This window comes from Rossellomorea pakistanensis, from assembly GCF_016908495.1.
Classification (GTDB): Bacteria; Bacillota; Bacilli; order Bacillales; family Bacillaceae_B; genus Rossellomorea; species Rossellomorea pakistanensis.
The window spans coordinates 484,609-500,650 of the sequence record NZ_JAFBDZ010000002.1 but is presented as its reverse complement, the minus strand read 5'-3'; the positions used below and the strand labels follow the sequence as shown (position 1 = coordinate 500,650).

The 16,042-nt window shown below is 37.0% G+C and carries 10 protein-coding genes; 3 read left to right on the top strand and 7 right to left on the bottom strand.

All coding sequences use genetic code 11. The annotated features are described in order from the left end of the window. Positions 1-76 precede the first annotated feature (76 nt). Positions 77-2,350, bottom strand: a complete 2,274-nt coding sequence (locus JOC86_RS10130) for an AraC family transcriptional regulator (RefSeq protein WP_205171705.1) — start codon at positions 2,348-2,350, stop codon at positions 77-79. 384 nt (positions 2,351-2,734) lie between these two features. Between JOC86_RS10130 and JOC86_RS10125 the strand changes: the two genes are divergently transcribed. After that, positions 2,735-5,164, top strand: coding sequence for a M60 family metallopeptidase (locus JOC86_RS10125; RefSeq protein WP_205171702.1), 2,430 nt, complete (start codon positions 2,735-2,737; stop codon positions 5,162-5,164). A 128-nt stretch (positions 5,165-5,292) separates the two neighbouring features. Then, a complete protein-coding gene (locus JOC86_RS10120) occupies positions 5,293-7,770 on the top strand; it encodes a M60 family metallopeptidase (protein ID WP_205171696.1) in 2,478 nt (825 codons plus the stop codon). 281 nt (positions 7,771-8,051) lie between these two features. Here JOC86_RS10120 and JOC86_RS10115 read toward each other — a convergent pair whose 3' ends face one another. After that, the gene (locus JOC86_RS10115) at positions 8,052-11,117 is read right to left on the bottom strand and encodes a polysaccharide lyase family 8 super-sandwich domain-containing protein (RefSeq protein ID WP_205171692.1); all 3,066 of its coding nucleotides are present in this window, start codon (positions 11,115-11,117) and stop codon (positions 8,052-8,054) included. 395 nt (positions 11,118-11,512) lie between these two features. Here JOC86_RS10115 and JOC86_RS10110 point away from each other — a divergent pair, with 395 nt between their 5' ends. Continuing rightward, positions 11,513-12,232, top strand: a complete 720-nt coding sequence (locus JOC86_RS10110) for a GntR family transcriptional regulator (protein WP_205171682.1) — start codon at positions 11,513-11,515, stop codon at positions 12,230-12,232. 68 nt (positions 12,233-12,300) lie between these two features. Here JOC86_RS10110 and JOC86_RS10105 read toward each other — a convergent pair whose 3' ends face one another. The 5 genes from JOC86_RS10105 to JOC86_RS10085 are packed head-to-tail and all read right to left on the bottom strand — an operon-like array spanning position 12,301 to position 16,039. Further along, the gene (locus tag JOC86_RS10105; RefSeq protein ID WP_205171680.1) at positions 12,301-12,732 is read right to left on the bottom strand and encodes an RbsD/FucU family protein; all 432 of its coding nucleotides are present in this window, start codon (positions 12,730-12,732) and stop codon (positions 12,301-12,303) included. A gap of 43 nt (positions 12,733-12,775) precedes the next feature. Continuing rightward, positions 12,776-13,696 carry a fumarylacetoacetate hydrolase family protein gene (locus JOC86_RS10100; protein WP_205171678.1) on the bottom strand — a complete coding sequence of 307 codons (921 nt, stop codon included), beginning with the start codon at positions 13,694-13,696 and terminating at the stop codon, positions 12,776-12,778. Between the two features lie 31 nt (positions 13,697-13,727). Continuing rightward, the gene (locus tag JOC86_RS10095) at positions 13,728-14,504 is read right to left on the bottom strand and encodes an SDR family NAD(P)-dependent oxidoreductase (RefSeq protein ID WP_205171676.1); all 777 of its coding nucleotides are present in this window, start codon (positions 14,502-14,504) and stop codon (positions 13,728-13,730) included. A gap of 42 nt (positions 14,505-14,546) precedes the next feature. Further along, positions 14,547-15,707, bottom strand: coding sequence for a UxaA family hydrolase (locus JOC86_RS10090; RefSeq protein WP_205171673.1), 1,161 nt, complete (start codon positions 15,705-15,707; stop codon positions 14,547-14,549). After that, entirely contained in the window at positions 15,704-16,039 is a 336-nt protein-coding gene (locus tag JOC86_RS10085; protein WP_239587516.1) for a UxaA family hydrolase, read from the bottom strand. Before JOC86_RS10085 ends, JOC86_RS10090 begins: the two co-directional genes overlap by 4 nt. Between the last annotated feature and the right edge of the window lie 3 nt (positions 16,040-16,042).

The window sequence follows — 16,042 nt, the reverse complement described above, 5'->3', positions numbered from 1 at the left end:
TTGAAGATTAATAGAATAAAAAAACATGAACCCACCTATTAAGGCCAAGTTCATGTCAAAAAGTAAGTGAATATCATTAAAAACTTTTTTCGTATTGTCCTGGAGGTAGACCAACGTATTTTTTAAATGTACGAATAAAGGTGTTGACATTGTTAAAGCCTACCCTCCCAGCCAGTTCTTTGATTTTCACCTCTTCACTTTCCAATATTTCTCTTGCTTTTAGAATCCGATATTTATTCAAATAATCTTTATAATTTTCACCTGTATGGTTTTTGAAAATGGTACTAATATAGGTAGACGATAGTCGGAATTCGTCTGCTAGATCATTTAAAGATATATCTTTTTCGTAGTTATGATGGATATAACTGAGAAACCTTGAAGCAATAGATAATTCCTCTTTACATTCTTCTGTACTTATTTGATTCAATAAAACTGAAAAGGTAGATCGAATTCTTTCTTCTAACTGTGTTTTATCTTGAATCTTTTGAAGTTCAAAAAGAAAAGTGGATGTTTCATTTCCGAAAATCTCTTTGGAAGTTTTATTCGAGTTTTGTAAAATACGATTAATTGTTCCCCTAATAGCAAAAATAAATTGCGAAAGAGCGTTATTAGTCAGCTTTTTTGAATGCAAATTTTCTTCCAATACACGATTTAGTATATTTTCTGCTTTTTCTTTATTTCCTTGCACAATTAATTGAATTAAGCTTCGTTCAACTTCTAGAGGATAATAGAAGTTTATTTGATCCAAATATTTAAGGTCCTCATAGAATAATATATTTTTTCTCTCCAAGGCGAATCTATTTTCTAAAATTTTCTGGGCATTTTCAAAAGATAAATAGATGTTTTCCAACCCATTAACAGAATCTCCAATAGCTGTTATGACATTAAGCTGTAATTCTTCATTCATATTAGAGAATAAAGGTGCTAGTTTAGAAACAATACTTTCTTCATCCTTTTGATTAATAATTAACACTATTTTTTCATAGCCATATTCAAATAATTCACAGTCAAACATAGGCTTTACTTCTTCTTTTAAGATGTCAAGGATTTGATGTTTGACAGATAAAATCCCTTCCTTTGAAAGGTTTTCCTCGAGAAATGTGTTTGAATTTACTTCGACAACCATCACTTTTAACTCTTCATTTTTAATACATAGATCAAAATGACTCGCTTTTTCTATGAATACACTTTTACCAATGGGTCCCATAACCAATTCCTGAAGAAATTTTTGTTTCAATGGCATCAAATTTTGTTCGATGGCCTTTTTCAAATTTTCGTTCATCGTACTGATGTGCGATGTAGTACTCTCAATAAACAAAAGCTCATTATTCCCCTCATAATTCTGGTATTGGGATAAATGATGAATAATTTTTTTAATAGGTCTTATCGTTCTATTCGCTAAATAGGCAGCCATTAGTATTCCTATTACCAATAAGGAAGCACCTATCAAAAGGGATTTTACATATAATTCCTTCATGACACCGATATGTGTTGGTTTTGGTGAGAAATAAACATAGTTCAAATTTCTTAAAATTTCTGACTTCACAAAATGGATATCATAGCTTGAATTTTCTCTGGATACATATCCACTCTCAAGATTTAAATCTTCGAAATTCCCTAATTCCTTAGGGTTAAGTATGTCCTCTGCCTCTCCCGTAGCTAAGTTAGTTTGCAGGTATTTGATTTCATCCTTAGTTACCATCCCAAACCCATCTTGATCTTTACCTTGAACAAATGATGAAAAACTTTTTGCATAAAAGGAAATAAAAAATATGATGTCTCTTTTATCATATCTGGTCTCTTTTCTCACCAAGGTTATATAATCATTTTGTTTTTTATTTGATACGTTTGAAAGAATCAAGACCCTATGATTCCCATATTGCGGAGTGGAAGTATGTACATAGTCCTGAAGCTCTTTTATATTTTCATTTGAAAAGTCTAATTCCTTAAAAAAATTCTGTTTATTCATAGTAGAGTCTTGTGTGACTACTACATCATCGCTCATCACACCTATTTTATATTCGAAATTTGCAAAAGCAGAATTATTGTTTTTCAATTCCTTTAATACTTGAAGCTGCCGGTAATAGTAATCTTCATTATGATCAGTTCTCATATAATCTTTATAATCCTCACTATTTTGAAGCTGCATTAACGCGTTAAACGCTACCTGAATTCTTGTATCAATACTTTTTTTAGCCTGTTCTAAGAGAACTTTCTGATTCTGGCTCCGTTCCTTCTGAAACATTTCACTGCTTTCTTTAAACAAGATATAAGTAGTTACAGAAGAAAATAATAGAATAATAATTCCAAAGTAAATAAGTAACTGCCAATATAACTTTTTCCTTTTCATTTTTACCTCCTAAAATAATAGAATATAAATACTGAGGATATCTTTAGGTGTATCATCGTATAAATGAAAAAAATACCAGAATATTAGTTATTAGCACAGGAAAAAAATACTATTTTAAATTTTTCGAACATTTAGAATTGAATTAAGCCTTTATTGGTGATATTTTAGTTTATAGTGAAAGCACTTACAGAAGGCTGAAGGAGGGTAGATCAATTTTTTTAAAAAGCTTTTACCAAGTATGATTTAGTAACATTCTAACTGGTAATTACATCATAACACCTTTTTTAAAGCTTAACTATCACATGTTTCAATTCAATTTATTTTTTTAACCCAACTGGTAATGACATCATAACAAGTAATGAATAAAGGATGGAGGTTAATTTATTGAAAAATAGTTTGTTAACAGTCGTATTAGCCGGGGGGCTTGTTATAAGTGGGGCTATTCCTCCAATGATTAGTTCTAATGTACAGGCTACAACTAATGGTGAATCTAATGTTTTGAATGAGAGAGATCTGGAAAAATTACAAGCAGATTACGACGTATTTTACAATGGGTTGCAAGGTTTCCCTACCTATTCCAGCTCCCATGCAGGAGGTGTCAGTGCGATTGGTGAGAACGCGTTTACTGTAGCTATAAATCCAGATACGATTCCCTTTATGGGAGCATCTAGGTTCGGAAAAGGCAGGGTAGTTGCCGCTGGTTTAAGTGAGTATTACGATTTCTCCCATTCAGATCCAATTAAAACAAAGGTTTCAAATAATATTTTGACGTGGGTTACGCGCAAGGATAAGCCTCTGCCCGTTCATAAAACGTATGAAGATGCATTAAACGGGGAAGGAAATATTACAATGGTTACGAATCGTGAGATCCCAGTGAGTCCTGACCTGCCCATTACTCTTAAACATGTAGATAATTTTTTATCATTAAAGCTTAACCCTGCAAAACATCAGGTAGTTTATGTGAATAATTTCCATCAACCTCTTTCAGATGGAGAAGTTGAAGCATTACTTAAATATGTAAAAAAAGGTGGAGCCGTTATCTTTGGAGAAAAAGGGTGGGTAATGGAAGGATACCCAAAAGAATGGATGGCAAATGAATACAGTAAACCGAAGCTTTCACATTACGGCATACAAAAGTTCCTTAATGAAGTTGGTCTTTCACTAACGAATGTGATCGCAACCACTAAGTCAGCTACGTTACCACCACTCCCTCTTGAGAAAGTGCAAAATTACTATGTACCTACACTCATTGATAAAGCAAAAGCAATTGAAAACGGGACTTTGGATGCGAATGACCTTGATATCGGACCAGAAGGAGCAAACACAACCAAAAAGAAAGAAATCATTGCCCAAATTGTTAGCGGAACCATTAGCAGCATCGTGGAGGATCACCCTCTTCTACAAAAGGTTTTAGCAGACATGAGCCAACTTGAAGTCAACTGGCCCTTTGTTAAAAGTGATTATCCGTATTCAAGTGCACTTTTAGCCTATCAGGTTAATGAAGCTTCCCTAGACCCCAATGGTGAAAAATCACCATACGCTGACCATTTCCCTGGTCCAGTCCCTCAAGATGCACCGATCATCCATGACAAAGTAATAGAGGTTGATTTTGATTATCAGGATCTTAGTCACCTTCGTATGGCATATCCACCTGGTACATGGATCAGTACAGGGCTTTATGCTCCTGCTGGTAACACAATCACAATCGATGTGCCAGAAGGGACAGAGGATCTGTATGTTCAAGTCGGATCACATACAGATGTGCTGACTGGAAAAACTTCTTGGAGTAGAATGCCGATAGTAGCATTACAACAAAAGTTAGAGCCTGGAACCAATCAAATTAAAAGCCCTTATGGTGGTCTCGTTTACCTAATTCCGAAAACAGCAAAGAAAAATACGAAAGCTTCCGTAAAAATAAGCGGGACGGTTTCTTCCCCTACCTTTGTACAAGGCCAAACAACCAATGAGGAATGGCACAACTCAGTTAAAAATAACCCTGCACCATGGGGTGAACTAGTTGGTGAACATGTAATCTTCACATTGCCAAAGGAATCTTTATTAGCCATTGAAGACCCGGAAGCACTCGTTGAACATTGGGATAGTGTCGCGGATAGTTATAATACATTTGTTGGGATTGACCCTGAGCTACCAAAACCTCATAAAGGTTTGGATAGACCACATCGATATGTGGCAGATGTCCAAATAAGTGCAGGTTATATGCATGCTGGTTACCCTATGATGATCCCAGTTGACCCAGCTGCATCCCATGTGGTCGATCCAGTATTAGCCTTAGAAAGAGGTTGGGGATTCTGGCATGAAATGGGCCATGAGTACCAGCAAAACCCCTGGAAATGGGGAGATCTTACAGAGGTATCCGTTAATATCTATACCCTCTATATACAGGAGAAGTTCACGGATGTAAAAAGACTCCTTGAGAAAAGTGACGATGGAAAATCCCATTATGACAGAGCTTTAGAATTTATAGCCAATCCCTCTCCTTCAAAGAAATTTACAGATAATCCATTAATGGATCAGCTTGTTTTCTTTAAGCAGCTCCAGTTGGCTTATGGTTGGGACTTTTATACAGACCTGCATATTGCCTATCGTGAACTATCGAGCGAGGAACTCCCATCAACTGACCAGCAAAAGAAAGACCTGCTCCTTTACATGACATCCAAGACTTCTGGTTACGATCTAGTATCCTTCTACCAGAAGTGGGGATGGAGCATAACAGATGAGGCCATTCAAAAGGTAAAAGCCCTTAACCTTCCTGAACCCGAGGTTCCTGTCGAGACGTTAAGAGAATACGAGTAACATATTTCCCCAATAAAGCTGTCCCAAAAGGGATCCGGAACCACTTTATTTGTCAGATATAGAGATTGAGGGGGTTCCTGACACCTTGATTTTCGGGACAGCCCATTGGGTTACTTATGAAAAATATAATGAAATTAGGTGAAAAAATGAGAACCTCCTTAAAGAAAAGATTCTGTTTATGCTTGACCTTTATTTTGCTAGCTACAGCGTTACTTCCTTCTATAGGAACTGCCAGTATTCATACTCCTATCAGCCCTAGGGGACAGACTCCCTCTTTATTAGAAAAAGATTATGATACTTTCACAAAGGGATTAGAGGGACTCCCTGTTGTTCCAGGAAGTGGTGGTGTTACCGCTTTAAGTGAAGAGGCGTTTCCTGTCAATGTTCCTGAGGCTGTCCCTAATATAGCAGCATCTCGCTTTGGGGATGGAAGAATTGTTCTAGCCGGTGATCAAAAATATTTCTCTTTAAAAAATAATGATGATCCATTAAGCCTACTTGCACGAAATACACTACTTTGGTTAACAGAGGAAGCTAACTTAAATAACGGCAAAGGAACAAGATACACAGGTCGATATGAAGAAGCATTAGACCAAAATAAAATGTTAAGAATAGTAACCAATTCAGAAGAATTCACTATCGACTCCTCACTTCCAATCGAAATCGTGAAGGTTGATAAATGGGATAGGAAAGCGTTAAATCCGAATAAATATACGGTGGCTATTATTGATGAAACCGTTAAACAGGATGAAGTTTCTCATCTTGCAAAATATGTTCAACAAGGCGGAAATATTATTGCGGCGATAAACGGTGGGAGTTTAGAAGGAATTACAAGGAACACACCTGTAGAAAAGAGAGCACAGCTTGGAAACTGGAGAGGTATTCGAATCAGCCAGCATTACCCTGTTCAAAAACTATTAAATCGTATGGGCTTATCTTTACTTAACAACAAAACTTATCCGGTTGGAACTACAAGTGAACTAACATTAGATACTATCCAAGAGAATCACGCAATAAATAGATTAAGAGAAGGAAAACAAATCGAACAAGGCATTCTGGACTATGAAGATATAAATATGGGCCCTACCGGAACAGATAACACAAAAAAGCAAAGCCTTTTACTAAGTGTATTAACAGAGACACTAGAATCTTTAACATCAGACTCCCCACTCTATGATTGGGCAATGAAAGAAGCGGCTTCATATGGAAAGGTTCAGTTTCCCGTTAAAAGAGGAGAAATGCCTTATCGTAACTCTCTCTTAAACTTTCAATTTAGTCATTTCACCATAGACGCCGGAAATGAAAAGTCGCCTTATGCTGATGAATTTCCCGGTGAAGTATCGGAAACCGCACAACCTGTTAAAAACAAAAAAATATCGATAAATCTTCAAAACCCTGACCTTATGTATACAAGAGCATTGCCAAGCAAAAACTGGATCAGTACCGGTTTATATGCTTCACCAGGTAAAGACGTTACCATTAATGTTCCTGAAGGTGTTGAGAATGTAAGTGTTCAAATTGGCTCACACGATGATGAACTAAATGGATTGTCTGAGTGGAAAAGGGTGCCTAACCTTGTGCATTTCAAAAAACTGTCTCCTGGTAAGAACGTGATCAGCAGTCCATACGGTGGTTTAATTTATTTTATTCCGATGATGACCGATACTCCAGAACAGCAAGTGGAGTTTTCAATCAGCGGGGCAATTGAAGCTCCTTTTTATGAAATAGGGAAAACAACGAAACAAGAGTGGGATAAAATAAGGGAAAGAGGAGAAGTCGTCCCTTTCGGTGAGTTAAAAGGAGAAAAATTAATTATCACCATTCCATCTAAATACCTTTTGGAACTGGAAGATCCTCTCCAAGTCGTTGCTCTCTGGGATGAAATAGTTGCTAGTTATGATAGACTCGCTGGCCTGGATTCAAAAAATGATATGCCTAATAAAAAGTATCCTATCCCCTTCCGAATTGTGTTGGATAAACAAATCAAAGGAGGATTAATGCATGCAGGAAATCCTATTATGGCACCGATTGAATATGGTTCGACTAATTATGCTGCATCCATAGTTAATGAAACATATATCAAGAATGATGCTTGGGGGTTTTGGCATGAAATAGGACATGAATATCAGCAAGCACCATGGACCTGGGGAGACCTTGGGGAAGTGACAGTTAATCTTTTCTCCCTCCTAACACAAGAAAAGTTTAATAACCCCTCTCGTCTTTTAGTTGTTACCAATGGAAAAGATTCGTATGACAGAGCTTTGGAGTTTGTCATGGATCCTAATCCTCAGAAGCTATACAAGGAACTTGGGAACTTTGAAAGGTTGGTCATGTTCCAGCAACTAAGAATGGTTTACGGCTGGGAGTTCTATACAAGCATTTTTACAGCTTATAGAGAGATGCCTGATAAACAGCTCCCTAAAACAAATCAGGAGATGATTGATACATTTGTTACTGTTGCCTCCCAAAAATCAGGAAATAATTTACTTGAGTTTTTCTCTAAATGGGGAATTTACTGCTCAGAGGATGCTCAAACATATATAAATAATCTAAACCTGGATGAGCCTGAAACAGAAATTTGGCTTTTAAGGGAAGAGAAAAAATAGTATCAAAAGTAAGGATTAAAACTTTGGTCTTTCAATATAAGAACCTGTTTTGAAAGAAGATTATTAAATAAAACAGGTTTATTATATATATTAAATAGTGTAAACGAATATTGAAATATATATTTATCCATAGCAATCCTAGTCCGAAAGAAAAGGAGCATTCCCCTCTAGAGGGAATTGCTCCTTTTTCAATATTATTCCTACTTTCGGAGGGTAAGGATAAATCATTAGCAATGACGTTTTATTTAGTCAAAGACTTTAGAATTTTATTTTGTTATTTACTACATTTCAAATGGATTGGATTGGTATACTTCAAACTCGAACAGGGAATAGCCGTATTTAGTCGCTCTTTCAACTCCAAGCATACGAACATATCTGGCTTCTTGGGTGGGAATAGTAATGGTATCTAGTCCACCATCACCACTTTCTGAGAAATAGACATCTTCCCAATTCTCTCCGTCTGTAGAGAGTTGGAGTTTATATTTTTTAGCGTAAGCGGCCTCCCAATGAAGGTTGACTTTTTGTATAGGATAGGTGTCCCCTAAGTCGACAGAAATCCACTCATTGTCTGTACGGTTTGATGACCATCTCGATGAGAAGTCTTCGTCAAAAGCCAAATCAGAAGATAGGTAATCAACTTCGCTGGAAGAAGCTCTGGCATTTTTATTAACTGCAATATTCTTTGCCCAATCGGAGGGACCATCGTATTTAAGCTTTTCGCCAGATAATCGACTTAGCGCTTTTAAAAGAAGGTCTGAAAAATATGAATCTATTTTTTTACCCTTATGCTCATGAACCTTATTTTCTAAGGTCTTAAGCCCTTTTATTACTTTTTTATGGCTATCTTGATGTTTTTGGATGTTGTTAACAGTAGCTTGTAAGCTTTGTAAAACTCCGTTATTTGTAATCCATCCTTTTTGATATCCTAAGTTAATAGCCTCGTCTAACTCATTAACTGTGGGAACATATTCAAAAGTTGCTGAGTACGTTTTTCCTTTACTACCACTAGTGAATACCTCCACCACAAGAGGAGCCATACTCACGATATTTACATTTTCATCCTTGTTTAAAACGGAAACAGCTGCATGGTCAAATTGTACAGTTACTTTCCCTTGATTTTGAGTGGGATCCGACACGGATATTTTTAACTGGTTTCCGTCTTCTTTCATCATGACAGAAGCTGGTCCTTCTGTAGATACAGTACCTATTTCAGATTTCCCCCAAAAATTTATGGCTGTAATCCCCAACTTTTTTTCTTGAACAGCTTGAACATCTGAAGTATTACTAAGGATGTTGATATCAGGGTTTTGACTGTATAAGCTTGTTTGGTCTGTACTCTTGTTAGGTAATAATACATAAGAATAATCATCATTGATAGGATTTTTATCATGTTCAATGGCCAAAGATAGGAAATTACGAGTGCCAGGCTCATATGTAGCGAACTCTGGCAGTTTATTTATAAGAGACCATTCATTCGTACGCTCCTCACGTGTACCTGTAAGGTTAGGGGTATCAGGGAAATAGTAACCGATATCAGCGTTTTTGGTAGTTCCTTCAAGATGTGCCCAATCAACATTTTGAAGGGTTTCCTCCCAAGATAGGCTTGAATTTTGAACTTCCCCATCAACGGTTAGAGCGTTATCTCCTTCTTCATTTAGTTTGCGATTCTCCACAATCGTTTCGACCTTGTTCCCAGAGGAACTTGAAATACCAGAACCTAACGCTACTATTTCATCGTCAAACATAAACCATGACTTTTTCCCTTTTAATGTAGATGCTTGATTTCCATCTTCTGTCTTAATTGTAGGATCTAATTCCATTCCTACAACACCATAAAGATTATCAATGGAGGATCCTCCTACCCATGATTGACTGGTCGCCCCGCTTTTTCGTGTTAGACCATCAGATGTGGTTCCCGGGAGACGATAATGGTCGATATTTGGCCAGAAGTTATCATTATATTGAGTGATGTCCTCGTTATAGAGGTAGGTCATCCCTTGCCCTGTGTACCAACCTCTTAAATTCTCTTGATTTCCTAGTTCATAATTTGATATCCGTTTGGAACTCATGCTAATACCAAAGGCAAAACCTTTTCCCCAATGGACGACACGATCCATAGCAGAGAATTGTTTATGAAAATTACCATATTCTTTAGCGCTGGTGGTTTTATCACTTAATAATTCTTTGATAAGTGAAATATCATTAACCTTTACATTTTGATAAAAATTTTTGAATTGATCGGCATTGTCTAACCACGATTTAACCATACTTTTAATATAATCTGCTTCATTTTGGGGAGAAGTTTTCGTGAGTAGAAGTAAGGTTGCTGCCATCTCTCTTCCTATACGATAATCTTGCCATGCTTCCCTGGAAATCGCTCTTCCCCGCACCATATCCATCATGACCCCTTCGAAAATAAGAGGTTCATAAGAGTCTCTGATCCAACTATAAACATTACTTAGATTGGGGTCTGTTACCTTCCATGGTGAGTCCTGAAGTAAGTACAAAATATCTGCTAGATGGTCGATCAATACATATCCATAGCTTCCGTTATAGGCAACATTATTATGTTGGATAAATGATCCATCTAGATAAAATCCATCCCCTTTAGTGGTATAAAGAAAAACTTGACCTAATGCCCTTTGCCCTTGAAGAATTTTTTCTTCGTTTTCTTCTGTAATTCCACGTTTAATCACGATTAACGACTTATCAATCCTGTTTGCTCCTGTTTCTATCAGTGACCAATAATTCGTTCTTCTTGTTGGATCGGGTACAAATCGATCGATAGCTTTAATATAATTTTCTTTTTGTTTAGGAGACAATTCTTCATCCATTAAAATTAATAGATCCGATAGAGCCATGGGTGACCCAATTTCCCAATGCCACCAGTTTCCTGTTTCGCTTTTGGATTCATTGTATCGATTCTCATACAACCAGTCTAATCCTGAAACGATATCTTGTTTTAACTTATCGTTCTCATAAACCGTGGAGCCCTTTGTCGTATAGGCAAGTGCCATGTCTCTCAAACGATTATAACTTTCCGTTATCGTAAAAGGGTCATTATTATTGGATAAATCGCTCCATAAGTAATTTCTGCTTTCTGATACGTTCATATCTTCCCAATTATGTGTAGCATTTTTGGTAAGATTATGGACAGACTGGGCTATATCTGGGTCCTCTACATTTAGAGTTGGACCCCCAGTTAACTTAGTAACCCACTTATCCCTTAATTTTTTATAATCATTTGACTCAGCCGCTTGTGAGCTATTATTTAAGGTAAAAGCTAATAATATAATCAAAAATAAGGACATTGACGAATAACCAAGTAATCTTTTATACGTCTTCAATTAAAAACATCCTCTCTTATAAGGGTATATAAATAGATCTTTGTGTCACATTTATCTTGGAAATTTCATGTCATCTTTGAAGTTAGTCGTCTTGATGTGGATATCAAAAGGATGGGATTCACTAAAATAAAAAGATGGTTCAAGAGAAAATAAATTCATCTTTTCACAATAATTTCAGGTTCCTATTGTTAGTAAATTGCTATAAGAGAAGCTTGTGGCCATCTCATTTATAGAAAGTTGATGGTGATGAATAAATACAATAAGCGTTTTGACCAAGGCACTCTACTCACCGATTTATCCAATTTTACAGATCCAAATTTATAGAATGCACAGTTCTTAATCGCTATAATAGAAGTGTTATGAGATAATATCAATTTCTTGATAAGGAGAATTATATGAACATAAAAGATCCTAGATTACCTCTATATTTCCAATTAAAGGATGTAATCCTTGAGCAAATTGAATTAGGTAGCCTTAAAGAACATGAAAAGTTGCCATCTGAAAGAGAACTTTGTGAAAAATATACTGTTAGCCGAACGACTGTACGCCAAACACTGCAATCATTAGAGCGAGATGGCTATATTTATAAGGTCCATGGAAAAGGTACTTTTGTCTCTCCGAAAATATACAATCAAAGCTTGGTCCATTTTTATAGTTTCACAGACGAAATGAAAAAGGCGGGTAAAATACCAAGCTCTCAAGTAATTTTTTTTGAGCGAACAACCTGTGATGCCAAAATTTCTAAAAAAATGAGCCTTAGTAAGAGCGAGAACATTTATAAATTAACTCGACTTCGACTAGCGAACGGAGAGCCGATGCTTTATGAAACTACCTATCTTCCTGCATCTCGTTTTGATGGATTAACAAAAGAACTGCTCGAAACGAAACCAATGTACGAAATTTTCCGTGAATATTACGGTGTAAAGATTACTAAGGCGACGGAAACCTTTAGAGCGGTTTCAACCAGACCTCACGAAGCCATTCACCTGCAGATTTCCGAAAATATGCCTAGCCTAATGCTTGAGCGAACTACCTATGAACACGATTCTGTCATTGAATATACTACGACAATCGCCAGAGGGGATAAGTTCTCCTATACCGTTGAATTGAAATAGATACATGTTTTTTCAATTCAACTCTAATGGTCTTGAAAACATCATATAAGAAGAGATTTCGGATTTTTTCATCCTCGTATAACTCCTTTTTTTAAGATTACATTTGCGTATTGCTCTCTCTCACTTGTAGCAATAATCGCAAATGCATGCTTTGCCCGTTTATAAAATTCGTATCGTTCTACTATCTCAAAGTCAGAGAATGAGTCCTCATACTCCTGAATAATGGACTTATACTCATTCCAAATAACTGGTTTCGGATGATCACCGGATACAACTTCCATTAAGGAAGCTGGAAATTCGCTATACGAATCAAGAGGAAAAAACTTTAATATGGCATCTAACATTTCAGAAACATTGTGTCCATCACATCGAACCAATTTTTGAGCACAACTTGCAGACGGAAAATTTCCATCCGCTAATACAATTTCGTCTCCGTGTCCCATCTCTAAAAGGACTTTCATTAATTCAGGAGAAAGAATAGACGGGATGCCTTTTAACATAATGACGATTCCTTTCTAAAAAAGATTTATTTTCTATTCACCTTCAAGAAGAGACCCTATGAAATTCTTTCTTCTCGTCTTTCATTGTGTTGGTTAACCTTCCTAAGCCTTCTACTTCTACAGTGACAATATCATGATGTTTCAGATAGTGTTGTTGATCTTCCGGCAGCCCTAAAACGACTCCTTCAGGTGTTCCAGTAAAAATAAGATCCCCAGGAACTAATGTCATATGCTTTGAAATGTAACTGATAATATCAGCAATTGGGAATATCATATCGGAAGTGTTTGAATGCTGCCTGACTTCTCCATTGACGATTGTCTTTAAAGTTAAATTCTGAGGGTCGATCACCTCATCCGAAGTCACTAAGTAAGGTCCAATCGGACTAAAATCATCACAGGTTTTGCCAATCATCCATTGTGGAGTTTGAAGCTGCAAATCTCTTGCAGATAAGTCGTTTACTGTACAATAGCCAAATACATATTGCAATGCGTTCTCTTTTGAAACATTCTTAGCCTTCTTACCAATAACTACGCCAAGCTCGACTTCATAGTCAAGCTTTTCGGTAACTTTAGGAATAGCAATATCACTATGATGGCCCGTTAATGTATTATTGAACTTGTTAAAGAGAATAGGGACTTCAGGATAGATTGCATTTGTTTCGTCAGCATGTTTACGATAGTTGAGCCCCACACAAATCATTTTATTAGGATGTGTGACACATGGACCCCATTTTATATCTTCTTCATTAAATACATATGATCGATCATGAGATAGATCGAGACTGTTTAAATACTTCCTAAGATTTGATAAGACAGATTCCCCACCCTCAATAACTTCCATAACTGTAGTGGGGATTTTTTCATCCTTTACTATCGATAAGGCTACCTGTAAATCAACAATCACATTCTCTATTTTCAATCCTAAATATGGTTTTTCATCCTTAATAATAGATAATAGTTTCACATAAACCTTTCCTTCCTAGTAAAATCGTTTATTAAGCATTCTTGCCAAAGACCACTCCCCCGTCTACGTAAAGCGGGGAACCCATCATAAAAGCTGAATCATTAGAAGCTAAGAATAACGCGGCTTTAGCAACATCTTCCGGTCTTCCAAGTTCGCCGCTTAATTGTCTTGTTTTAATTTTTTCAACGGCTTCTTCTGGGTTATCATAAGAGTTCTTTAAATAGCTCTCCACAAAAGGAGTAAGAATAGTGCCAGGCAATAATGCATTTACCCGAATATTGTGTGGAGCATAATCAACCTGCATAGATTTTGTCAATGCTAATACGGCTCCTTTTGTCGCGGCATAAGAAGCACGATTAGAAAGGCCTATCTCAGCAATACAAGATGACATGTTTATGATCGAGCCACCCTTTTCTCTTTCAATCATATATGGAAGGATATATTTACAAGGAAGAAACACGCCGTTAATGTTAACTTCTATAACCTTATTCCAGTCACGAATCTCCATTTCATGTAATCGCCCTACTCCGCTAATTCCCGCATTATTAAAAAGAATATCAATATGATCGTACGTTTTAATTATTTGTTCTACCATTTCTTTAACTGATAACGGGTCTTTCACATCTGCATGAATAAATACCGCTTTTCCCCCTGCAAAAGCCACTTCCTGCACAGTCTCTATACCTTTGTTCTTATCTACATCATTAACAACAACAATAGCTCCTTCTCGAGCAAAAAGTAACGCCGTACTTTTCCCAATACCAGAACCCGCTCCCGTAATGCAAGCAATTTTCCCCTTAAGTTTCATACCGTTATTCATCTCCTGTCTATAAAACAAGAATTGGTGGATTTATAAACTAATCCCTATTCGATTGATACTGAATTCTTGATGACCAAGTATTTCCGCTTTTGTCATACAGTTGGATGCTACTTTTACAATTTCATCAAAAATTCTTTCGCCTGCTTGCTCCAAGGTTTCCAGCCCACCAAGGACAGTACTTGTATCTATATCAATGTTATCCTCTAGCCGCTTTCCAGTTAGTTTATTACCAGTTATCTTAATGACTGGCACAATCGGATTTCCCGTTGGCGTGCCTACCCCTGTTGTAAAGCATACTAATTGAACTCCTGATGCCGCCATGCCCGTAACACATTCTATATCATTTCCAGGTGAATCCATGAAGTAAAACCCTTTCCCCAGGATAGGCTCCGCGTATTCCACTACACCCTTTAAAGGAGAATTTCCAGCCTTGCTTATACAGCCTAAAGATTTCTCTTCAATGCTTGATAGTCCTCCTGCGATATTACCAGGGCTAGGATTTCCACCTCTCATATCTACTCCCAAACGCTGTATTTCTTTTTCAAACCTCTCTATACATAAGTAAAGTTTCTCCCTTATCTCCTTTGAAACAGCTTTTTTTGCAACAATATGTTCTGCTCCGATTATTTCAGTCGTCTCTCCCATTACAATGCTTCCGCCTTTGTTAACGATTAAGTCAGACGCCTTCCCGAGAGCTGGATTACTGCATAAACCCGAAGTTGCATCAGATCCGCCACATTTCACTCCGACAATCAGTTCTGATAATGGGACATCTTCTAGTGGAGTTTGCTCACTTTGTATGACAAGACTTCTGGCCGCTTCTATGCCTTTCTGAATGGTCTTCACTGATCCTCCTTCCTCCTGTATATCAAGCCAATAAACGGGCTTTCCAGTTTCCCTTATTTCTTCACGGATTTTTTCTGCGTCCATTACTTCACAACCAAGGCTGACAATTAATACGGCGCCAACATTTGGGTTTTTCCCCATCCCAACAAGGACCCTATGGGTTTGCTCCATATCTTTTCCAATTTGACTGCATCCATGTTGATGAGGAATCGCAACCGTCCCCCTTGTTTCTTGTTGAATCCGGTTTACTACTTGATTTGCACAAACAACAGTCGGCATTAATAATACATGGTTACGGATTCCCACCTTTCCATCAGGACGACGGTATCCCTTCATGTACGTCATTGGCTGTTCACCTCCTTTTCAGCCTTTAGATCTCCTCTCCCTCGTGTTCCTTCAAGATTTTGAACATGCACATGCTCACCCATGTCTATAAATTGAGTAGCTTTTCCTATAGGTTCACCGTATTTGATTATTTGTTCTCCCTTATTAATAGATTGTAGAGCTACTTTATGTCCAAACTTAACCTCCTGCTTAACGACTAAGTTATGAGTGTTGCCTTCTATGGTAAATGATATAGACTCCCCAGCTTTTACATCATGAAGTAAAGTTGCTACATTATCTCTACTTGTCATGACAATACAACTATCCTCAAGTTTAAACGTTTGTTCTATCAAGAA